The sequence below is a fragment of the Streptomyces sp. NPDC127106 genome (assembly GCF_042677605.1).
Taxonomy (GTDB): Bacteria; Actinomycetota; Actinomycetes; order Streptomycetales; family Streptomycetaceae; genus Streptomyces.
The window spans coordinates 105,151-126,343 of sequence record NZ_JBHXTC010000016.1 but is presented as its reverse complement, the minus strand read 5'-3'; the positions used below and the strand labels follow the sequence as shown (position 1 = coordinate 126,343).

Genomic DNA, 21,193 nt, shown 5'->3' with positions numbered 1-21,193 from the left:
TTCTTTTTATATCCCCCCGCCCCGCCACCGCCCCCCGCCCCCCCCCCGCCCCCCACCCCCCCCCCCCCCCCCCCCGCGCGGGGGGCGGGGGCCCCCCCCCGGCCCCGGCCCGGGGCTTCCCCGGGCCGGGCCCGTACGCGGTGCGTGCGGTGGCCCGCGGGCCGCTCAGCGGCCGTTGAAGGCGTCCTTCAGACGGCTGAAGAGGCCCTGCTGGCCCGGCGCGAACTGCCCCATCGGCCGCTCCTCGCCGCGCAGCTTGGCGAGCTGGCGCAGCAGCTCCTCCTGCTGGGCGTCCAGCTTGCCGGGGGTCTGCACCTCGACGTGGACGATCAGGTCGCCGCGCCCGCCGCCGCGCAGGTGCGTCACGCCCCGGCCGTGCAGCGGGATGGACTGGCCGGACTGGGTGCCGGGCCGGATGTCGACCTCCTCCATGCCGTCCAGCGTCTCCAGCGGGCACTTGGTGCCGAGGGCCGCCGCCGTCATGGGGATGGTCACCGTGCAGTGCAGGTCGTCGCCGCGCCGCTGGAAGATCGGGTGGGGCAGTTCGTGGATCTCCACGTACAGGTCGCCGGCGGGGCCGCCGCCGGGGCCGACCTCGCCCTCGCCCGCGAGCTGGATCCGGGTGCCGTTCTCGACACCGGCCGGGATCTTGACCGTGAGGCTGCGGCGGGAGCGGACCCGGCCGTCGCCCGCGCACTCGGGGCACGGGGTCGGGACGACGGTGCCGAAGCCCTGGCACTGGGGGCAGGGGCGCGAGGTCATGACCTGGCCCAGGAAGGACCGGGTGACCTGCGACACCTCACCGCGGCCGCGGCACATGTCACACGTCTGCGCCGATGTGCCGGGCGCGGCACCCTCACCGGAGCAGGTGTTGCACACCACGGCGGTGTCCACCTGGATGTCCTTGGTCGTGCCGAACGCGGCCTCGTCCAGCTCCAGGTCGAGGCGGATCATGGCGTCCTGGCCGCGGCGGGTCCGCGAGCGCGGGCCGCGCTGCGCCGCCTGGCCGAAGAAGGCGTCCATGATGTCGGAGAAGTTGCCGAAGCCACCCGCACCGAAGCCGCCGGCGCCACCGCCGCCGCCCGAGGAGGACAGCGGATCGCCACCGAGGTCGTAGACCTGCTTCTTCTGCGGGTCCGAGAGGACCTCGTACGCCGCGTTGATCTCCTTGAAGCGCTCCTGCGTCTTCGGGTCCGGGTTCACGTCCGGGTGGAGTTCGCGCGCGAGGCGGCGGAAGGCCTTCTTGATCTCGTCCTGCGATGCGTCGCGGCGTACGCCGAGTACGGCGTAGTAGTCCGTGGCCACTTACGACTCCGCCAGGATCTGTCCGACGTAACGTGCCACTGCGCGTACCGCTCCCATCGTTCCGGGGTAGTCCATGCGGGTCGGTCCGACCACGCCGAGTTTGGCGACACTCTCGCCGCCCGAACCGTAGCCGACCGACACGACGGACGTGGAGTTCAGTCCCTCGTAGGCGTTCTCATGCCCGATTCGTACAGCCATGCCCGATTCATTGGCCTCGCCGAGCAGCTTGAGGAGCACGACCTGCTCCTCAAGGGCCTCCAGCACCGGCCTGATCGTCAGGGGGAAATCGTGTCCGGAGCGCGTCAGATTGGCCGTACCGCCGATCATCAGCCGCTCCTCCGCCTCCTCCGCCAGCGTCTCCAGCAGCGTCTGCAGCACGGTCGTGACCGTGGCCCGGTCGTCGGGCTCGAAGGCCTCGGGCAGGTCCTGCACGAGCCTCGGCACGTCGGTGAACCGGCGACCGACGACCCTGCTGTTGAGCCGCGCCCGCAGATCGGCGAGCGAGGTCTCGGAGAACGGCGTCTGGCAGTCGACGAGCCGCTGCTCGACCCGGCCCGTGTCGGTGATCAGCACGAGCATCAGGCGCGCGGGCGCCAGCGCGAGCAGTTCGACGTGGCGGACCGTGGAGCGGGTCAGCGACGGGTACTGCACGATCGCGACCTGCCGGGTCAGCGTGGCGAGCAGCCGCACCGTCCGACCGATGACGTCGTCGAGGTCGACGGCGCCGTCGAGGAAGTTCTGGATGGCCCGCCGCTCCGGCGTCGAGAGCGGCTTGACGTCCGCCAGCTTGTCGACGAAGAGGCGGTAGCCCTTGTCCGTGGGGATCCGGCCGGCGCTGGTGTGCGGCTGGGCGATGTAGCCCTCCTCCTCCAGAACGGCCATGTCGTTGCGCACGGTGGCGGGCGAGACGCCGAGCCTGTGGCGCTCGGTCAGCGCCTTGGAGCCGACCGGCTCCTCCGTCCCGACGTAGTCCTGGACGATGGCGCGGAGCACCTCGAGTCTGCGTTCGCTGAGCATCGCGCACACCTCCAGCTGTGATGCGGGTCGTCGTGGTCCACTGCTTCTGGCACTCACCTCGTCGGAGTGCCAGCGATCCCCCGGCCAGTGTACGGCCGGGTAGTACACGGCTAGCAAGGGTGGCCCGCCAGGTAGCGTCACGGTATGGACGTACGGTGGGAAGAGGAAGGCTGGGAGCGGCTGACGCGGCGGACCGGCCGAAAGCGCCTCCCGGGCTGGGATTGCACGGTGGGACTGGTGGTGGGGGACGAAGCCGTCCTCGTCGTCGACCCGGGTTCGAGCGTCCGCGAGGGCGCCTCGCTGCGGGCCGAGGCCGAGCGCCTGACGGGCCGGCGCGTGACCCATATCGCATTCACGCACGGGCATTTCGATCACGTTCTGGGCGGGGCCGCCTTCTCCGGAGCCGAGGTCTACGGGGCTGTCGGCCTCGACGGCGAACTCGTCGCCGGGCGCGAGGAACTGCGCGACGGCGCCGTCCGGCAGGGCCTCGACCCGGCCCTCGCCGCGGAGGCCACCGACCTGCTGGTGCCGCCGCGGCACCTGGTGTCGGGCGAGTGGACGCTGGACCTGGGCGGCGTCCAGGTGCTGCTGGCCAACGTCGGGCCCGGCCACACCCACTACGACCTCGCCGTCTTCGTGCCGGGCGAGCGCGAGACGGTGTTCTGCGGGGACCTCGTGGAGGAGTCCGGCGAGCCCCAGGCGGGCACGGACGCGGTGCCCGCGCAGTGGCCGGCGGCCATGGACCGGCTGCTGGCCCTGGGCGGGGAGGAGGCCCTGTACGTGCCGGGGCACGGAGCGGTGGTCGACGCGGCCTTCGTCCGTGCGCAACGCGACGCACTGGCGGCCCGGTTCGGCGTGTCGGGATCCGGCACCAGCCCGCTCTCCCCGGGGCGGCCCGATGCGTGAGTACTCCCCCGACCTGACCCCGCAGTGGAAGCGCGCCAAGGCCGTGCCGGAGGTGCCGGCCGAACCCGACCTGGTGGTCGAGGTGGCCGGGACGGACTTCTGCGGGGCCGTGGTCGCCTGCGAGGCGGGCACGGTGACGCTGGAGGACCGCTTCGGCAGGCGGCGGGTCTTCCCGCTGCAACCGCGCGGCTTCCTGCTGGAGGGCGCCGTGGTCACCCTGGTCCGGCCCGCCCGGGGCCCGGCGGCGCCGCTGCGCACGGCCTCGGGCTCGATCGCCGTCCCGGGGGCGCGGGCCCGGGTGGCGCGGGTGGGGCGGATCTACGTGGAGGGCCGGCACGACGCCGAGCTGGTCGAGCGGGTGTGGGGCGACGACCTGCGGATCGAGGGCGTCGTCGTGGAGTACCTGGAGGGCGTCGACCACCTGCCCGCCGTCGTCGCCGAGTTCGCGCCGGGCCCGGACGCCCGGCTGGGTGTCCTGGTGGACCACCTGGTCCCCGGCTCGAAGGAGTCACGGATCGCGGCGGCCGTCTCCTGCGACGACGTCCTGGTGCTGGGCCACCCGTACGTGGACGTCTGGCAGGCCGTGAAACCGTCCGCGCTGGGCATCCCGGCCTGGCCGCAGGTACCGCGGGGCCAGGACTGGAAGACGGGCGTCTGCCGGGCGCTGGGCTGGCCGGAGCACACCGGGGCCGCCTGGCAGCACGTGCTGTCCCGCGTGACGTCGTACAAGGACCTGGAGCCCGCCCTGCTGGGCGCGGTGGAGCACCTGATCGACCACGTCACGGCCTGACCGCCCCTCGCGGCACCGCCCCGGGCGGCCGGGCGCGCGGGGCGGCCAGGGCGTGGGCGGCAGCCCGGGCCGCCGGGATGTGGGGCAGCCGGGGCGTGTGGGGCAGCCCGGCGGCGCGGGCCGCACCGTCAGCGTCAGTCGACCAGGTCGCGGACCACCGCATCGGCCAGCAGCCGCCCCCGCAGGGTCAGCACGGCGCGCCCGGCCGCGTACGGGCCCGGCTCCAGCAGGCCGTCCTCCACGGCGTGGCGGGAGGCCGCCAGGCCGGCCGGGGCCAGCAGGGACAGCGGGCAGCCCTCCGCCAGCCGCAGCTCCAGCAGGATCCGCTCCACGCGCCGGTCCTCCCCGGACAGCAGCTCGCGGCCGGCGCCGGGGGACCTGCCCTCGGCCAGCGCGGCCGCGTAGGCGCCGGGGTGCTTCACGTTCCACCAGCGCACGCCGCCCACGTGGCTGTGCGCACCGGGGCCCGCGCCCCACCAGTCCGCGCCCCGCCAGTACAGCTCGTTGTGCAGGCAGCGGCCGGCCTCGGAGGTGGCCCAGTTGGAGACCTCGTACCAGGAGTAGCCGGCCGCGGCGAGCACCTCGTCCGCGATCAGGTAGCGGTCCGCGTGGACGTCGTCGTCCGTCATGGGCACCTCGCCGCGGCGGATCCGGCGGGCGAGCTGCGTGCCCTCCTCGACGATCAGGGCGTAGGCGGAAACGTGGTCCGGGCCGGCGCCGAGGGCGGCGTCCAGCGAGGCCCGCCAGTCGTCGTCCGACTCCCCCGGCGTGCCGTAGATCAGGTCCAGGTTGACGTGCTCGAAGCCCGCCCGGCGGGCCTCCGCGACGCAGGCCTCGGGGCGGCCCGGGGTGTGCGTGCGGTCGAGCACCTTCAGGACGTGCTGCTTCGCGCTCTGCATGCCGAAGGAGATCCGGTTGAAGCCGCCGGCCCGCAGCTCGGCCAGGTAGGCGGGATCGACGGACTCCGGGTTGGCCTCCGTGGTGATCTCGGCGTCCTCCGCCAGGCCGAACTCGTCCCGGATCGCCGCGAGCATGCGGACCAGGTGGGCGGCGGGCAGCAGGGTCGGCGTGCCGCCGCCGACGAACACCGTGCGGACGGCCCGCGGGTCGTCGCCGAGGACCTTGCGGGCGAGGCGGACCTCGTCGATCAGGGTGTCGGCGTAGTTCTCCCGGGAGGCGAGCACGCCGCCGGAGCCGCGCAGTTCGGTCGCGGTGTACGTGTTGAAGTCGCAGTACCCGCAGCGCGTGGCGCAGTACGGGACGTGCAGGTAGAACCCGAGCGGGCGGTCCCCGGCACCCGCCAGGGCGTGCGACGGCAGCGCGCCGTCTTCGGGCATGGGCTCGCCGTCGGGCAGTGCGGAAGGCATGCCCCCATTGTCCCGTACGCGGGCCGGGGGCCCGGCCGGGCGGGAGCCCCGGCTGCGTACGGGGACGGGGCGGCGGAGGGGCCCGGCGTGCCGCCGGGCCCCGTACCGCAGGGCTCAGGCCTCGCGGGCGCCCTCGTACATCTCGTCGATCAGGTGCTTGAACTCACGCTCGACGACCGGCCGCTTCAGCTTGAGGCTGGGCGTGAGGTCGCCGTGCTCCACGTCGAGGTCGCGCGGCAGGATCCGGAACTTCTTGATCGTCTGCCAGCGCTGCAGCCCCTCGTTGAGGGTCTGCACGTACGTCTCGATCAGCCGGTTCGTCTCCGGGGCGGCGAGCACCTCGGGGTACGTCTTGCCCTCCAGCCCGTTCTCGGCGGCCCAGCCCAGGATGGCGGCCTCGTCGAGGGCGACCAGGGCGGAGCAGAAGTTCCGGTCGGCGCCGTGCACGACGATGCTCGACACGTACGGGCAGATCGCCTTGAACTGGCCCTCGATCTCGGCCGGGGCGACGTACTTGCCGCCCGAGGTCTTGATCAGGTCCTTCTTGCGGTCCGTGATGCGCAGGTAGCCGTCGGGCGAGAGCTCGCCGATGTCGCCGGTGTGCAGCCAGCCGTCCTCCTCCAGCACCTCGGCGGTCTTCTCGGGCTGGCCGTGGTAGCCCTGCATGATGCCGGGGCCGCGCAGCAGGATCTCGCCGTCGTCGGCGATGCGGACCTCGGTGCCGGGGAGCGGCTTGCCGACCGTGCCGGTGCGGTAGGCCTCGCCGGGGTTGACGAAGGAGGCCGCGCTGGACTCCGTCAGGCCGTAGCCCTCCAGGATGTGGATGCCGGCGCCGGAGAAGAAGTAGCCGATCTCGGGGGCCAGGGCGGAGGCACCGGAGACGGCGGCGCGCAGCCGGCCGCCGAAGGCCTCGCGGAGCTTGGAGTAGACGAGGGCGTCGGCGATCTTGTGCTTGGTGGTGAGGCCGAAGGGGGCGGTGGCCCGGCCGGTGCGGCGGTAGTTGTCCTGGGTGACCTTGGCGTACTCGCGGGCGACGCCGACGGCCCACTGGAAGGTCTTGTACTTGGCCCCGCCGCCGGCCCGGGCCTTGGCCGCGGCCCCGTTGTAGACCTTCTCGAAGATGCGCGGGACGGCCGCCATGTAGGTCGGCTGGACGACCGGCAGGTTCTCGACGATCTTGTCGATGCGGCCGTCGACGGCGGTGACGTGCCCGACCTCGATCTGGCCGGAGGTCAGGACCTTGCCGAAGACGTGCGCCAGCGGCAGCCACAGGTACTGGACGTCCTCGGCGGTGATCAGGCCCGTGGCCACGGTGGCCTTGGCCATGTACGACCAGTTGTCGTGCGGGAGCCGGACGCCCTTGGGGCGGCCGGTGGTGCCGGAGGTGTAGATGAGGGTGGCGAGCTGATCGGCGGTGATGGCGCCGATGCGCTCCTCGACGGCCTCCGGGTACTCGGTGAGGTACTGCTTGCCCCGGGCCTCCAGATCGGCGAGGGAGATCACCCAGCCCTCCGGGTCGCCCTCGGCGGGGACCGCGTCGGCGGCCTCCAGGACCACGACGTGCCGCAGGTCGGGCAGGTCGGCGCGGCGCTCGCGGGCCTTGGCCAGCTGGGCGGCGTCCTCGGCGATCAGCACCCGGCTGGCCGAGTCCTCCAGGATGAACGCGGACTCGTCGGCGTTGGTGCTGGGGTAGATGGTGGTGACCGCGCCGCCCGCGCACATCACGCCCAGGTCGCTCAGGATCCACTCGACGCGGGTGTTGGAGGCGAGCGCAATCCGGTCCTCCGCCTTGATGCCCAGGTCGATCAGGCCGGCCGCGATGGCGAAGACCCGCTCGGCCGCCTGGCCCCAGCTCAGCGACTTCCAGTCGTCTGGGCCGCTGCCGGACGCCGGCGGCACCGGGTAGCGGTAGGCCTCGGCGTTGGGCGTGGCGGCGACACGCTCCAGGAAGAGGGCCGCCACGGTGGGCGGACGGTTCTCGATCAGGGTCTGTGTGTCGCTCACGGACGTCCTCCGGACCACGCGGCAGGGCCTGCCGTCCCGGGGGTGGGCGGCGGCTTCCGACAGGGCTGGCAGCAGAATCTGCGGCCAAGGGGTAGTGACTGGCGGGTAACCAACGGCAGTGATCAGGGTAGGGGCCCTCCGCCTGGCGCGTAAGAGCCCTTGAGCCGCCGATTCATAACGAAACAGGCCCCCGCATGTGTACGCGGGGGCCTGTTTCGCCTGCACCACCGGGCTGCCGGCGGCGAACTGCTACTTCTTCTTGCCGCCGGACTCGTCACTCGACAGGACGGCGATGAAGGCCTCCTGGGGGACCTCCACGGAGCCGACCATCTTCATGCGCTTCTTGCCTTCCTTCTGCTTCTCCAGCAGCTTCCGCTTACGGGAGATGTCACCGCCGTAGCACTTGGCGAGGACGTCCTTGCGGATGGCGCGGATGGTCTCGCGGGCGATGACCCGCGAGCCGATCGCGGCCTGGACCGGCACCTCGAAGGCCTGCCGCGGGATCAGCTCGCGCAGCTTGGCCACCAGGCGCACGCCGTACGCGTAGGCGGCGTCCTTGTGGGTGATCGCGGAGAAGGCGTCGACCTTGTCGCCGTGGAGCAGGATGTCGACCTTGACCAGGCTGGCGGACTGCTCGCCGGTGGGCTCGTAGTCGAGGGAGGCGTAGCCGCGGGTCTTGGACTTCAGCTGGTCGAAGAAGTCGAAGACGATCTCGGCGAGGGGCAGGGTGTAGCGGATCTCGACGCGGTCCTCGGAGAGGTAGTCCATGCCGAGCAGGGTGCCGCGGCGGTTCTGGCACAGCTCCATGATCGAGCCGATGAACTCGGTCGGCGCGAGGATCGTGGCGCGCACGACCGGCTCGAACACCTCCGAGATCTTGCCCTCGGGGAACTCGCTCGGGTTGGTGACCGTGATCTCGCTGCCGTCCTCCAGGACGACCCGGTAGACCACGTTCGGCGCCGTGGCGATCAGGTCCAGGCCGAACTCGCGCTCCAGGCGCTCGCGGACCACGTCCAGGTGGAGCAGGCCGAGGAAGCCGACGCGGAAGCCGAAGCCGAGGGCCGCGGAGGTCTCCGGCTCGTACACCAGGGCGGCGTCGTTGAGCTGGAGCTTGTCCAGGGCCTCGCGCAGCTCGGGGTAGTCGGACCCGTCCAGCGGGTACAGGCCCGAGAAGACCATCGGCTTGGGGTCCTTGTAGCCGCCCAGCGCCTCGGTCGCGCCGCCGGTCTGCTGGGTGATCGTGTCACCGACCTTGGACTGGCGGACGTCCTTCACACCCGTGATCAGGTAGCCCACCTCGCCGACGGACAGGCCGTCGGCGGGCAGCATCTCGGGCGAGTTGGTGCCGATCTCCAGCAGCTCGTGGGTGGCGCTGGTGGACATCATCCGGATGCGCTCGCGCTTGCCCAGCGTGCCGTCGACCACACGGACGTAGGTGACCACGCCGCGGTACGAGTCGTAGACCGAGTCGAAGATCATCGCGCGGGCGGGGGCGTCCTTGACGCCGACCGGCGCCGGGACGGTCTGCACCACGCGGTCGAGCAGCGCGTCCACGCCGACACCGGTCTTGGCGGAGACCCGCAGCACGTCGTCGGGCTCGCAGCCGACCAGGTTCGCCAGCTCCTCGGCGAACTTCTCCGGCTGGGCCGCCGGCAGGTCGATCTTGTTGAGCACCGGGACGATGGCGAGGTCGTTCTCCATCGCCAGGTAGAGGTTGGCGAGCGTCTGCGCCTCGATGCCCTGGGCGGCGTCCACCAGGAGGATCGTCCCCTCGCACGCGGCGAGGGAGCGCGAGACCTCGTAGGTGAAGTCGACGTGCCCGGGGGTGTCGATCATGTTGAGGATGTGCGTCTTGCCCACCCCGTCGCCCGTGGTGGGCGCCCAGGGCAGTCGGACCGCCTGGGACTTGATCGTGATGCCGCGCTCACGTTCGATGTCCATGCGGTCGAGGTACTGGGCACGCATCTGCCGCTGATCGACGACACCGGTGAGCTGCAGCATCCGGTCGGCAAGCGTCGACTTGCCGTGGTCGATGTGCGCGATGATGCAGAAATTGCGGATCAGCGCCGGGTCGGTACGGCTCGGCTCGGGCACGTGGCTGGGGATGGCGGGCACGCAGTGTCCTGATTCTCGGGTCGCAGAAGCGTTGGGTCGGATCTGTACGCAGGTTCCATGGTCCCATGGACGGGGCAGTGCGCTCGGTTTGGGCCACCCCGAGTGCCCCTGGTAGCCTGGGCAGCTGTGTCTCGTATGGCTTCCGGACTGCGTCCGGGGGTGGGGACACGACCGGAAGATCAAACTCTGAACCTGAAAAGGCTCTTTCGTGGCGAACATCAAGTCCCAGATCAAGCGGAACAAGACGAACGAGAAGGCGCGCCTGCGCAACAAGTCCGTCAAGTCCGAGCTCCGCACCTTCATCCGCAAGGCCAACGAGGCCGTCGTCGCCGGCGACGCCGAGAAGGCCACCGCTGCGGCGCGCGTCGCCTCGCGGAAGCTGGACAAGGCCGTGTCGAAGGGTGTCATCCACAAGAACGCCGCCGCCAACAAGAAGTCGGCGCTGGCCTCCAAGGTTGCCTCCCTCCAGGGCTGAGCACTCGATGTGATCGCCGGGAAGGACCCAGCGGGCCCTCTCATCCGCTCCTGACCGGCACCCCAGCGCCGCACGCGGCCTGCGTTCGCCACGCGGGTGCGGCGCACACAGCAGTAACCGAAGGCCCCGGCCGTCCCCTTTCCCCAGGGTGACGTCCGGGGCCTTCGGTCTGTCCGGCCCGGTCAGTACGCGGGACGGCGGGGGCGGGCTGCGCGGGCGACCGCCACCACGGCCTTCTCCAGGGCGTACTCCGGGTCGTCACCGCCGCCCTTGACGCCCGCGTCGGCCTCGGCGACCGCGCGGAGGGCGTCGGCGACCCCGTCCGCCGACCAGCCCCGCATCTGCTGGCGCACCCGGTCGATCTTCCACGGCGGCATGCCCAGGTCGCGGGCCAGGTCGGCGGGGCGGGCGCCGCGCGGGGCGGAGGCCAGCTTGCCGATCGCCCGAACCGCCTGTGCGAGGGCGCTGGTGATCAGCACCGGGGCCACCCCGGTCGCCAGCGACCACCGCAGGGCCTCCAGGGCCTCGGCCGCGCGGCCCTCGACCGCCCGGTCGGCGACCGTGAAGCTCGACGCCTCGGCGCGGCCCGTGTAGTAGCGGCCGACCACGGCCTCGTCGATCGTGCCCTCGACATCCGCGCAGAGCTGCGCCACCGCGCTCGCCAGCTCCCGCAGGTCGCTGCCGATCGCGTCGACCAGCGTCTGGCAGGCCTCCGGGGTCGCCGCCCGGCCCAGCGTGCGGAACTCGCTGCGGACGAACGCCAGCCGGTCCGCCGCCTTCGTCATCTTCGGGCAGGCGACCTCCCGGGCTCCCGCCTTGCGGGCCGCGTCCAGCAGGCCCTTGCCCTTCGCCCCGCCCGCGTGGAGGAGCACGAGGACGATCTCCTCGATGGGCGCGGCAATGTACGCCTTGACCTCCTTCACCGAGTCCGCGGACAGGTCCTGGGCGTTGCGTACGACCAGCACCTTCCGCTCGGAGAACAGCGAGGGGCTGGTGAGCTCGGCCAGTGTGCCGGGCTGGAGCTGTTCGGACGTCAGGTCGCGCACGTCCGTGTCGGGGTCGGCGGCGCGGGCTGCCACCACCACCTCCCGTACGGCGCGGTCGAGCAGCAGGTCCTCCTGCCCCACCGCGAGGGTGAGCGGGGCGAGCGGATCGTCGGTGGAGTTCTTCCTGGTGGCCATCGCCCCCAGCATCCCACGCCGCACCGACAGTCCCCCGCGCCGCGTACCCGAGAATGGTCGCGTGAATGTGCGACATGTACTGGTGCTGCCCGACCGCGACGCCGCGGAGGAGGTGGCCGGGGAGGTCGTCGACCGCTTCGGCCTGGACGAGGAGCCGCAGCTGGTCCGCGACGCCCTGGCCGGCGAGGACGACGCCGAGGACGCCCAGTGGCTGGTCGTCGTCGAGGACCCGCGGGAACGGCTCGACACCGCCGTACTCGACGGCCTCGCCGCCGAGTACGAGGGCTGGCTCGAAGCCCCGTAGGGCCCGGCTCAGGCCTTGCGGACGATCTGCACGTCCAGCGTCACGTCCACGCTCGAACCGATGGCCGCGATCCCGTTGGCCAGCACCGACTGCCAGTTCAGGGCGAAGTCCTCGCGGTGGAGTGCGGCGGAGGCCCGGCAGGCGGCGCGCGGCTCGCCCTCCATGCCCGTGCCCAGCCCCAGGTACTCGGTGTCCAGGGTCACCGACCGGCTGGTGCCGTGCAGGGTCAGCGCGCCCGCGACGGTCCAGCGGCTGCCGCTGCGGTGGATGAAGCGCTCGCTGTAGAACTCCACGGTCGGGTAGTGGGCCGCGTCCAGGAAGTCCGCCGACCGCAGGTGGTCGTCCCGCATCTTCAGACCGGTGTCGATGCTCGCCGCGTCGATGATCACGTGCATGGAGGACTCCTCCATGCGGTCGGCGATCCGCACCGCCCCGGCGAAGGTGTTGAACCGGCCCCGGATCCGGGCGAGTCCGATGTGCCGGGCCGTGAACGCGATCGACGAGTGCGCCGGGTCGAGCTCCCAGTGCCCGGGCTGCGGCAGCAGCGGCGGTTCCACTGCGTCGAGGATGATCTCCGCGGTGCCGGACTGCACCGTGTCCCCGACGAGCGTCGCCCCGTGGAACGGGGCGTAGCCCTCGGCGGTGACCGTGAGCCGGTACTCCCCCTCCGGTACGGCCGCCGCGAACCCGCCGTACGGGTCGGTCTCGCCGCTGACGACGTGCCGCCCGATCGGGTCGGTCACCTCGAACGCGGCCCGGCGGACGGGCTGGTGGACGGTGTCCAGGACCCGGCAGCTGAGCAGGTGCGCGGCATGAGGCAGCGTCAGCGTCGCAGTGGTGTGCGAGGCGGAGCTTCCGGCCGCGTCCTTCCCTCTTCGGCGTACGAACATGGTTGGTGCACCCCCGTGCTGTGTGGACATGTCCCGCTGTGGCGAAGACGCATTCGATCATGCTGTCGGGTTGTGGGCAAACAGAACGCGGACACACGGTTCGGACGCGCCGGCGCCGACTCCCCCGCGACGGGACGGCGGTCAGCCGCGGCCCACTGCCGGTGATCGCGACGGAGCCGTGGGTATCGGTGCGCAGGACCGTCGCGCCCAGCGACCGCAGCCGGCGGAGGGTGCCCGGTGCCGGGTGTCCGTAGCGGTTGCCGGCACCGACCGGGACGATGGCGAGCCGGGGCCGGACCCTCTCGTGCAGGGCGGCGTCCTGGTGGGCGGAGCCGTGGTGGGCGACCTTGAGGACGTCGACCGGCCCCAGCTCCGGATGAGCGCCCAGCAGGGCCTGCTGGGCGGGTGGTTCGAGGTCGCCGAGGAGCAGCAGGGTCAGCCCGGCAGCGCGGACCAGCAGGGCCACGCTCGCGTCGTTCGGCCCCTCGGTGGGCGGTCCGCCGGGCGGCGGCCACAGCACCTGCCAGGCGAGCGGCCCGGCCCGGCGCCGCTCGCCCGCCACGGCCGCCGCGACGGGCACGCCGGCTGCCGCCGCGGTCCGCCGGACGAACCCCGCCTGCCCGGCCGGCTCGTCGAGCGTGGTGGTCTGGATGACACCCACCGCCCGGCCCCGCAGCACCCCGGGCAGGCCACCGACGTGGTCGGCGTGGAAGTGGGTCAGCAGGAGCAGCGGCACCCGCCGCACCCCGAGTGCGCGCAGGCACTCGTCCACCGGGCCGGGTTCGGGCCCTGCGTCCACCACCACGGCCGTGCCCGGCCCGGCCGCGAGTACGCCGGCATCGCCCTGCCCGACCGCGCACTGCACGTAGCTCCAGTGGGGCGGCGGCCAGCCGGTGAGCGTACGGGTGAGCGGCGGTGGCCGCAGCACGGCCAGGAACAGCAGCAGGCACAGCGTGCAGCACGCCCACGGGCGGCGCAGGAGCCGCCTTCCGAAGACCACGGCGGCCGCGGTCACGGCGGCGAGCAGCAGCCCGCCGCCGAGGCCGCCCGGCCAGGCCAGCTGTGCTCCCGGCAGCCGCGCCCCTCCCCGGGCCACGGCGGCGATCCACCCGGCCGGCACCGCCGCGCACCGGGCGAGCAGTTCCGCGGCGGGCGGGCACAGCGGCGCCACCGCGAGCACCGCGAAGCCGAGCACGGTCGCCGGACCCGCCGCGAGCTCGGCGAGCAGGTTGCACGGCACCCCGACCAGGCTCACCCGCGCCGACAGCACCACGACCACGGGCGCGCAGACGGCCTGTGCCGCGGCGGCGGCCGCCAGCGCCTCGGCGAGCCGGGGCGGCGTCCCGCGCCGCCGCAGGGCCCCGCTCCAGCGCGGGGCGAGCGTCAACAGGGACCCGGTGGCCAGGACGGACAGCAGGAATCCGGGGCTTCGGGCCAGCCACGGCTCGCAGAGCACCAGGAGGAGGACGGCGGCGGCCAGGGCGGGGAGCAGTGATCTGCGTCGGCCGGTGGCGATGGCCAGCAGGGTGACCGCTCCGCACGCCGCGGCCCGCAGCACGCTCGGCTCGGGCCGGCAGACGACCACGAACGCCAGCACCAGTGCCGTACCGGCGAGGGCGGTGGTCCGCAGGGAGAGCCCGAGCCGCGGGGCGAGCCCGCGCCGCTCGGCCTGCTGCGCGCGGGCCGGCGGCCCGAGGAGCAGGAACAGGACCACGGTCAGGTTCGACCCGGAGACGGCCAGCAGGTGCAGCAGGTCGGTGGCCCGGAACGCCTCGTCCAGCTCGGGCGGCACCCGCGAGGTGTCCCCGACCACCAGGGCAGGCAGCAGGGCCCTGGCGTCCGGTGCGAGCCCGTCGGTGGCCTCGCGCAGCCCGGCCCGCAGCCGGCCCGCCGGTCGCTGCACGGCGTCGGGGCCGCCGGTCACCCGGGGCGCGGCGTCCCCCGCCGGCCGCAGCAGCGCCACGGCCCGCTCCCCGGCCCGCGCCGGCGCGAGGCGGGCCTCCACCGCGACCCGGGTGGAGGGCAGCAGCGCGCCCCAGCCGGGATGCCCGGCCAGGACGCGCACCGGGGTCGCGACCCGCGTCGGGAGACCGCCGGGCACGGCCACCCGGGTCACCACCGCGTCCAGCACCACCACGGGCGGGCCGCCGCCGGTACGGGTGCTCCGCGGGTCGGAGTCGACCGTGAGCTCGGCGAGGACCCGGGCGTGGTCCCGGGCCAGGCCGCCCACCGGCCCGGCCCGCGCCTCCGCCCGGGCGAGGGCCGCCACCCCGGCCCCGGCGGCCGCGCACAGCAGGGCGAGGGCGGCGGCCGTCCCGGCCCGCCACAGCCGGTCTGGGCGGCGGCACCCGGCGAGGAGCAGCAGCCCGGCGGCCGCCACCCCGAGCGCCGCCCCGCCAGCGCTCCACCCGGCCGGCACGCCGAGGGCGAGGGCTGCCGCCGCCCAGGCGGCCAGGGCGGGCACGACCAGCCGCAGGTCCACGGGCTCCGCGCCCTCCGCCCGCTTCACGGCCGCACCAGCTTGCGCAGGTCGGCGAAGCGGCGCTCCCCGATGCCGTTGACCTGCCGGAGCTCCTCCACCGACCGGAAGCCGCCGCGGGCGGTGCGGAAGTCGACGATGTGCTGCGCCAGCACCGGCCCCACCCCGGGCAGCGCGTCCAGCTGCTCCACCGTGGCCGTACCGAGGCTCAGCGGTCCGGCGGCCGGCCCGCCGGGCCCGGGAGCGGGCGGTGCCGGGCCGCCGACGACCACCTGCTCGCCGTCGACCAGCACCCGCGCCCGGTTGAGCCCGGTGGTGTCCGTGCCGGGGTTGACTCCCCCGGCGGCGGCGAGCGCGTCCTCCACCCGCGAACCGGCCGGCAACCGCCGCACCCCGGGGTCGCGGACCTTGCCGCTGACGTCGACCACGATGCGGGACCCGCTCGCGGCGCTGCCGGGCGGCACGGGGGCCGGGCCAGGCGCCGGGGCGGGTGCCGTGGCCGGGCTGACGGCCGGGGGTGCGGTCACCGGCTGCGGCCGGGCCGACCAGTACTGCTGGACCCCGAACCCGACGGCGACCACCAGCACCACCGCGACGGCGCCCACGGCGCGCGGCCGGACCTCCAGCCGGGCCTGCACCCACAGCGGAAGCCGCTCCCGCACGGCGAGCCACCTCGAGCCCGCCGGCAGCCGCGCCACGCCGGGCTCCGGCAGGCCCGTGTCGCCCCGGTCGGCGGACGGCGGGGGTACCGGTGGCTCGGGGGCCGGGGCCCGCGGCGCCGAGGCCGCTGCCAGCGGCGTCGGCGGTGGGGGCGGCGCCGGCGGCGGGGGCGGTGGGGGCGGTGGGGGCGGCACCGACAAGGTGGTCGGGGCCGGTGGTGGCGAGGAGGGCGACGGTTGGGCCGGTGTTCCCGGCCCCGGTGGTGCGGCACCGCCGCCGAGGAGGGCTTCCGCCCGGCGGCGCACCACGGCCGCGGCGGCGTCGCCAGGGGCAGCGGCCCGCCTGTGGAAACGGGCCCCGGCCCGGCCGCGACGGGGCCGCAGGCGGCTGCCGGAGAGGGGAGGGCCGCCCGGGACGGCGGTGGCTCCGGAGCGGTACGAACTGCGCGTGCGAAGAGTCATGCCACGACGGTAGGGACGAATCCCGACCGCCGTTCGGAACCTTGAACTCCGGTGGATTTCCGCACGCTTGTGGAAAAGCCCGCCACCCCTTCCGGTGATCAGCGGGGTGAAACCACCGCCGCCAGCAAGCCCGGCCCCGTGTGCGCCCCGATCACCGCGCCCACTTCGCTGACGTGCATTTCGACCAGGCCCGGGATGCGCTCCCGCAGCCGCTCCGCGAGCTTCTCCGCCCGCTCCGGCGCCGCGAGGTGGTGCACGGCCACGTCGACACCTGCCGTCCCGGCCCGCTCGACGGCCAGTTCCTCCAGCCTGGCGATGGCCTTGGAGGCCGTCCGCACCTTCTCCAGCATCTCGATGCGTCCGCCGTCCAGCGTGAGCAGCGGCTTCACCGCGAGGGCCGAACCGAGGAGGGCCTGGGCCGCCCCGATGCGCCCGCCCCGCCGGAGGTAGTCGAGGGTGTCGACGTAGAAGTACGCCGACATGTCCGCGGCCCGCTTCTCCGCGGCGGCCACGGCCTCGTCGACGGAGCCGCCGGCCTCGGCGGTCTCGGCGGCGGCCAGGGCGCAGAATCCGAGGGCCATCGCGACCATGCCCGTGTCGACCACCCGCACCGGAACGGGGGCGGTCTTGGCGGCGAGCACAGCGGCGTCGTAGGTGCCGGAGAAGTCCGCGGACAGGTGCAGGCTGACGATGCCCGTCGCCCCCGCCTCCGCGGCCGCCCGATAGGCCCGTACGAAGTCCTCCGGGCTCGGGCGGGAGGTGGTGACCGAGCGGCGCTTCTGCAGGGCCAGGGCCAGGCTCCGCGCCGAGATTTCGGTGCCCTCCTCGAGGGCTTCGCCGCCGACCACCACGGTCAGCGGGACGGAGGTGATTCCGTGCCGCGCCATGGCCGGTGGGGGCAGGTAGGCCGTGGAATCGGTGACGATCGCGACATGGCGGGACATGAGGCGGAGGTTACCGCCAGCGGGGCTGCAACGGCAGCCTGACCCCTCCCACCACAGACCTCAGCGCCGCCCGGACCACCGGCCGGGCCCACCGCCCGCCGTCTCGCCCCTGGCCGCCCCCGGCCGTCTCAGGCCGTCCCGGCGGCTCCCACTCCGGTCGTCTCAGGTCGTCGTCTCGGGACGGGGGCTCTTCTGCCACGGGTACTGCGGTGCCGGCGGGGCGGGGTCCAGCGCCGGCGCGGGGGACGAACCCTGTCGCCCCTGGGCGTCCTGCCTGTCCTGACCCGGTGCAGCCCCCGAGCCCGAGCCCGAACCCGAACCCGCAGCTGCGTCCCACGCCGCCGCGGCCGCCGCGAGGTCGTCCAGCGAGTCCCGGCGGGAGGCCCAGTCCCGCAGCGCGTCCGATTCGACCTCGATCTGCTCCGACAGCGTCGAAAAGTCGTCCTCCGCGAACCGGCGGGCCCGGTCGCGCGCGGCCCACCGCAGCGAGTCCGCAGCCTGCGTGACCTTCGCCGTCCGCTCCCGCAGGTCGGGCAGGGCCTGGGCGACCCGCGCCCGGTCCGGCTCCTGCTCCAGCCGCTTCAGCTCGTCGTCCAGCTCGTGCCCGTGCGCACTCAGCCGCTCGAACAGGGCGAGCGACTCCTTCAGCGAAGCGTCCGTGCGGGCGCCCTCGGTCAGCGCCTGCTGCGTGGCCCGCATGGACGTCCGCAGGTCCAGGCGCAGTTGGGCGAGCGACCCGCCGACCCCGACCTGGCCGAGGCTCTTCGCCTTCAGAGCGGTGTCCTCAACGGTCCGTCTGGCCTGCGTGATCGTGCGGTCCACACCGCGCTTCGCGGCGCCGACCGCCTTCACCGTGGCCCACGCACCGAGCCCCAGGAAGGCGAACAGCATCACCAAGGCAAACATGATGATCAACATGCCCGCATCCATGAGGGCCCCTTCCCCTGCCGTTTTCCGTCCCCTCCACCGTAAACGCCACGGGCAGGCCAGGGGTTCCATTCGAACCCCCAACCTGCCCGTACGGGAATACCCCGACACCTGACGCCTGACGTCAGATGTCAGACGTCAGACGAGGTCGGACATCAGATGACGATGTTCACCAGCTTCGGCGCGCGCACGATCACCTTGCGGATCTCGGCCCCGCCCAGCGCCGCCACCACGGCCGCGTCGCCCAGCGCCAGCTGCTCCAGGTCGCCCTCGGAGATCGCCGGCGGCACCTCCAGGCGCGCCTTGACCTTGCCCTTGACCTGCACGACGCAGGTCACGGTCTCGTCCACCACGTACGCCGGGTCGGCCACCGGGAAGTCCTGGTGCACGACGGACCCGGTGTGGCCCAGGCGGTGCCACAGCTCCTCCGCGATGTGCGGGGCCAGCGGCGCGACCAGCAGGACCAGCCGCTCGGCGACCGAGCGCTCCAGCGGCCGGCCCGCCTTGGTCAGGAAGTTGTTCAGCTCGGTGATCTTCGCGATGGCGGTGTTGAAGCGCAGGCCCGCCATGTCGGCCCCGGCCCCGTCGATCGCCTTGTGCAGCGCGCGCAGGGTGTCCTCGCCGGGCTCCCCGTCTACGACGGTGACCCCGCCGGTCTCCTCGTCCACGATGTTGCGCCACAGCCGCTGCAGCAGCCGGAACTGGCCGACGACGGCACGGGTGTCCCACGGGCGCGACACGTCCAGCGGACCCATCGCCATCTCGTACAGGCGCAGCGTGTCGGCGCCGTACTCCTCGCAGATCTCGTCCGGCGTGACGGCGTTCTTCAGGGACTTGCCCATCTTGCCGTGCTCGCGCTTGACCTGCTTGCCCTCGTAGAAGTAGGCCCCGTCGCGCTCCTCGACCTCGGCGGCCGGGACGTACACGCCCCGCTCGTCGGTGTACGCGTACGCCTGGATCATGCCCTGGTTGAACAGCTTGTGGAACGGCTCCACCGAGGAGACGTGGCCCAGGTCGAACAGCACCTTCGACCAGAAGCGGGCGTACAGCAGGTGCAGCACCGCGTGCTCGGCGCCGCCCACGTACAGGTCGACACCGCCGTGCGGAGCGCCCTCGCGCGGGCCCATCCAGTACTGCTCGATCTCGGGGTCGACCAGGGCCGCGTCGTTGTGCGGGTCCAGGTAGCGCAGCTCGTACCAGCAGGAACCGGCCCAGTTGGGCATGGTGTTGGTCTCGCGGCGGTACGAGCGGACACCGCGCCCGTCGCCCAGGTCCAGCTCGACGTTGACCCAGGCCTCGTTGCGCGACAGCGGGGTCTCCGGCTTGGAGGAGGCGTCGTCGGGCTCGAAGGTGCGCGGCGAGTAGTCCTCGACCTCGGGCAGTTCCAGCGGCAGCATCGACTCGGGCAGCGCGTGCGCGACGCCGTCCTCGTCGTAGACGATCGGGAAGGGCTCGCCCCAGTACCGCTGGCGGCTGAACAGCCAGTCGCGCAGGCGGAAGTTGACGGTGCCCTCGCCGATGCCCTGCTCGGCCAGCCAGGCGGTGATGGCGGCCTTGGCGTCGACGACGGTCAGGCCGTCCAGCGAGATGCCCTCGCCGGTCGAGTTGACGATGGTGCCGTCGTACGAGGTGAAGGCGTCGTCCCACTCGGCCGGGTCGGCGTCGCGGTCGTCCGAGGGCTCCACGACGCAGCGGATCGGCAGCTCGAAGGCCTGCGCGAAGGCGAAGTCGCGGGAGTCGTGCGCCGGGACGGCCATGATCGCGCCGGTGCCGTAGCCCATCAGCACGTAGTCGGCGATGAAGACCGGCACCCGGTCGCCGCTGACCGGGTTGGTGGCGTAGGCGCCGGTGAAGACACCGGTCTTGTCCTTGGCCTCGGCCTGGCGCTCGACGTCGGACTTGGAGGCGGCCTGCTTGCGGTACGAGTCCACGGCCTCGCCGGGGGTGGCGGAGCCGCCGGTCCACACCTGGTGCGTGCCCTCGGGCCATTCGGCCGGGACGATCTTCTCGACCAGCGGGTGCTCGGGCGCCAGGACCATGTACGTGGCGCCGAACAGGGTGTCGGGGCGGGTGGTGAAGACGGTGATGGCGTCGCCGCCCACGGCGAAGTCGACGCGGGCGCCCTCGCTGCGGCCGATCCAGTTCCGCTGCTGGAGCTTGATGGCCTCGGGCCAGTCCAGCGCGTCCAGGTCGTCCAGCAGCCGGTCGGCGTACGCGGTGATGCGCATGTTCCACTGGCTCAGCCGGGCCTTGAAGACCGGGAAGTTGCCGCGCTCGGAGCGGCCGTCCGCGGTGACCTCCTCGTTGGCCAGGACGGTTCCCAGGCCGGGGCACCAGTTCACGGGCGCGTCCGAGGGGTAGGCCAGGCGGTACTCGTCCAGCACGCCGGCCCGCTCGACGGCGGTCAGGTCGGCCCAGGTGCGGCCGCCGGGGACCGCGCGGGAGCCGTCCTCGAAGGAGGCGACCAGCTCGGCGATCGGGCGGGCCTTCTTCGCGTCGGTGTCGTACCAGGAGTTGTAGATCTGCAGGAAGATCCACTGGGTCCACTTGTAGTAGGCCGGGTCGATCGTCGCGAAGGACCGGCGCTTGTCGTGGCCCAGACCCAGGCGGCGCAGCTGCGCCTTCATGTTCTCGATGTTCGCCTCGGTGGACACGCGCGGGTGCGTGCCGGTCTGCACGGCGTACTGCTCGGCGGGCAGGCCGAAGGCGTCGAACCCGAGGGTGTGCAGGACGTTGTGGCCGGTCATCCGCTGGTGGCGGGCGAAGACGTCGGTGGCGATGTACCCCAGCGGGTGGCCGACGTGCAGGCCCGCGCCGGACGGGTACGGGAACATGTCCATGATGAACTTCTTGGGGCGCGCGACGACCGCCGGGTCCCCGGCCAGGTCGCCGGTCGGGTTCGGGGCCTCGTAGGTGCCCTGCGCGTCCCATACGTCCTGCCAGCGTGCCTCGATGTCGGCAGCCATGGCAGCCGTGTAACGGTGCGCCTCGGCCGCCTCAGGGGCCGGGGTGTTCGTCTCGCTCATGTTTTCGGAAGCTCCATCGATCGTCTCTGCCGGTTCTGCTCACTCAAACGAATCTGCTCGCTCAAACGAAAAAGCCCCTCGCACAGGAGGGGACGCCGCGCCGATGCCGACCGTCTCGAAGGGTCGGTACTGATCAGCGCGGCTCGGTAAGCAGAAGGCGTACGGCACGCATGGCGCCAGGGTACCGCAGCGGTCCCGGCGCCCGCTCGATCGTTCCGCACAACGAGAAGCGGGGGGGGGGGGGCGGGGGGGGGGGGGGTGGGAAATTGTTTTGATAATATAATTGAAATTTCAAAATAAAATGAGAGATAAAGAGACACAAAAAAACATATTAATTACAAG

At 73.1% G+C, this 21,193-nt stretch carries 15 protein-coding genes and 1 pseudogene; 4 read left to right on the top strand and 12 right to left on the bottom strand.

Annotated features, from left to right (window positions below; translation table 11 throughout):
* Positions 1-165: 165 nt before the first annotated feature.
* Together dnaJ and hrcA are read right to left on the bottom strand one after the other, a co-directional pair.
* Positions 166-1,305 carry a molecular chaperone DnaJ gene (gene dnaJ / locus ACFVGY_RS16690; RefSeq protein ID WP_385677238.1) on the bottom strand — a complete coding sequence of 380 codons (1,140 nt, stop codon included), beginning with the start codon at positions 1,303-1,305 and terminating at the stop codon, positions 166-168.
* Complete coding sequence (hrcA, locus tag ACFVGY_RS16685) at positions 1,306-2,322, bottom strand: heat-inducible transcriptional repressor HrcA (protein ID WP_385677235.1); 1,017 nt, start codon at positions 2,320-2,322, stop codon at positions 1,306-1,308.
* A 144-nt stretch (positions 2,323-2,466) separates the two neighbouring features.
* On the opposite strand from hrcA, the gene ACFVGY_RS16680 reads away from it, so the two are divergent.
* Positions 2,467-3,228, top strand: a complete 762-nt coding sequence (locus ACFVGY_RS16680; RefSeq protein ID WP_385677232.1) for an MBL fold metallo-hydrolase — start codon at positions 2,467-2,469, stop codon at positions 3,226-3,228.
* Positions 3,221-4,018 carry a DUF3097 domain-containing protein gene (locus tag ACFVGY_RS16675; protein ID WP_385677229.1) on the top strand — a complete coding sequence of 266 codons (798 nt, stop codon included), beginning with the start codon at positions 3,221-3,223 and terminating at the stop codon, positions 4,016-4,018. The genes ACFVGY_RS16680 and ACFVGY_RS16675 overlap by 8 nt, the downstream gene beginning before the upstream one ends.
* Positions 4,019-4,152: 134 nt before the next feature.
* Here ACFVGY_RS16675 and hemW read toward each other — a convergent pair whose 3' ends face one another.
* From hemW to lepA, 3 genes are all read right to left on the bottom strand, one after another.
* A complete protein-coding gene (hemW, locus tag ACFVGY_RS16670) occupies positions 4,153-5,385 on the bottom strand; it encodes a radical SAM family heme chaperone HemW (RefSeq protein ID WP_385677228.1) in 1,233 nt (410 codons plus the stop codon).
* 114 nt (positions 5,386-5,499) lie between these two features.
* Complete coding sequence (locus ACFVGY_RS16665) at positions 5,500-7,389, bottom strand: AMP-dependent synthetase/ligase (protein ID WP_385677225.1); 1,890 nt, start codon at positions 7,387-7,389, stop codon at positions 5,500-5,502.
* A gap of 249 nt (positions 7,390-7,638) precedes the next feature.
* The gene (gene lepA / locus ACFVGY_RS16660; protein WP_385677222.1) at positions 7,639-9,504 is read right to left on the bottom strand and encodes a translation elongation factor 4; all 1,866 of its coding nucleotides are present in this window, start codon (positions 9,502-9,504) and stop codon (positions 7,639-7,641) included.
* 208 nt (positions 9,505-9,712) lie between these two features.
* Here lepA and rpsT point away from each other — a divergent pair, with 208 nt between their 5' ends.
* The gene (rpsT, locus tag ACFVGY_RS16655; protein WP_385677219.1) at positions 9,713-9,979 is read left to right on the top strand and encodes a 30S ribosomal protein S20; all 267 of its coding nucleotides are present in this window, start codon (positions 9,713-9,715) and stop codon (positions 9,977-9,979) included.
* 182 nt (positions 9,980-10,161) lie between these two features.
* Here the strand turns inward: rpsT and holA are convergent, their stop codons facing one another.
* A complete protein-coding gene (gene holA, locus ACFVGY_RS16650; protein ID WP_385677216.1) occupies positions 10,162-11,160 on the bottom strand; it encodes a DNA polymerase III subunit delta in 999 nt (332 codons plus the stop codon).
* Positions 11,161-11,221: 61 nt separating this feature from the next.
* Between holA and ACFVGY_RS16645 the strand changes: the two genes are divergently transcribed.
* Positions 11,222-11,464, top strand: a complete 243-nt coding sequence (locus tag ACFVGY_RS16645; RefSeq protein WP_385677213.1) for a hypothetical protein — start codon at positions 11,222-11,224, stop codon at positions 11,462-11,464.
* 8 nt (positions 11,465-11,472) lie between these two features.
* On the opposite strand, the gene ACFVGY_RS16640 is transcribed toward ACFVGY_RS16645, so the two are convergent.
* From ACFVGY_RS16640 to leuS, 6 genes and pseudogenes are all read right to left on the bottom strand, one after another.
* On the bottom strand, positions 11,473-12,354 hold the full coding sequence (locus tag ACFVGY_RS16640) for a YceI family protein (protein WP_385677210.1): 882 nt from the start codon (positions 12,352-12,354) through the stop codon (positions 11,473-11,475).
* 124 nt (positions 12,355-12,478) lie between these two features.
* A pseudogene (locus tag ACFVGY_RS16635) lies at positions 12,479-14,863 on the bottom strand (ComEC/Rec2 family competence protein); the annotation flags it as partial.
* Entirely contained in the window at positions 14,860-15,495 is a 636-nt protein-coding gene (locus tag ACFVGY_RS16630) for a helix-hairpin-helix domain-containing protein (RefSeq protein WP_385677207.1), read from the bottom strand. The gene ACFVGY_RS16630 and the pseudogene ACFVGY_RS16635, both read right to left, overlap by 4 nt.
* Positions 15,496-16,052: 557 nt before the next feature.
* Positions 16,053-16,898 carry a DegV family protein gene (locus ACFVGY_RS16625; RefSeq protein WP_385677205.1) on the bottom strand — a complete coding sequence of 282 codons (846 nt, stop codon included), beginning with the start codon at positions 16,896-16,898 and terminating at the stop codon, positions 16,053-16,055.
* 162 nt (positions 16,899-17,060) lie between these two features.
* Positions 17,061-17,804 carry a hypothetical protein gene (locus ACFVGY_RS16620; protein ID WP_385677203.1) on the bottom strand — a complete coding sequence of 248 codons (744 nt, stop codon included), beginning with the start codon at positions 17,802-17,804 and terminating at the stop codon, positions 17,061-17,063.
* Positions 17,805-17,980: 176 nt separating this feature from the next.
* Positions 17,981-20,851: a leucine--tRNA ligase gene (leuS, locus tag ACFVGY_RS16615; protein WP_385677200.1), complete on the bottom strand. Its 2,871-nt coding sequence runs from the start codon at positions 20,849-20,851 to the stop codon at positions 17,981-17,983.
* Positions 20,852-21,193: the final 342 nt, after the last annotated feature.

What these genes read in the sequence shown, in the direction of transcription:
- leuS (WP_385677200.1), bottom strand. Translation starts at nt 20,851, where the DNA reads ATGAGCGAGACGAACACCCCGGCCCCTGAGGCGGCCGAGGCGCACCGT.
- ACFVGY_RS16620 (WP_385677203.1), bottom strand. Translation starts at nt 17,804, where the DNA reads ATGTTTGCCTTGGTGATGCTGTTCGCCTTCCTGGGGCTCGGTGCGTGG.
- ACFVGY_RS16680 (WP_385677232.1), top strand. Translation starts at nt 2,467, where the DNA reads ATGGACGTACGGTGGGAAGAGGAAGGCTGGGAGCGGCTGACGCGGCGG.
- hemW (WP_385677228.1), bottom strand. Translation starts at nt 5,385, where the DNA reads ATGCCTTCCGCACTGCCCGACGGCGAGCCCATGCCCGAAGACGGCGCG.
- hrcA (WP_385677235.1), bottom strand. Translation starts at nt 2,322, where the DNA reads ATGCTCAGCGAACGCAGACTCGAGGTGCTCCGCGCCATCGTCCAGGAC.
- ACFVGY_RS16625 (WP_385677205.1), bottom strand. Translation starts at nt 16,898, where the DNA reads ATGTCCCGCCATGTCGCGATCGTCACCGATTCCACGGCCTACCTGCCC.
- ACFVGY_RS16675 (WP_385677229.1), top strand. Translation starts at nt 3,221, where the DNA reads ATGCGTGAGTACTCCCCCGACCTGACCCCGCAGTGGAAGCGCGCCAAG.
- ACFVGY_RS16640 (WP_385677210.1), bottom strand. Translation starts at nt 12,354, where the DNA reads ATGTTCGTACGCCGAAGAGGGAAGGACGCGGCCGGAAGCTCCGCCTCG.
- holA (WP_385677216.1), bottom strand. Translation starts at nt 11,160, where the DNA reads ATGGCCACCAGGAAGAACTCCACCGACGATCCGCTCGCCCCGCTCACC.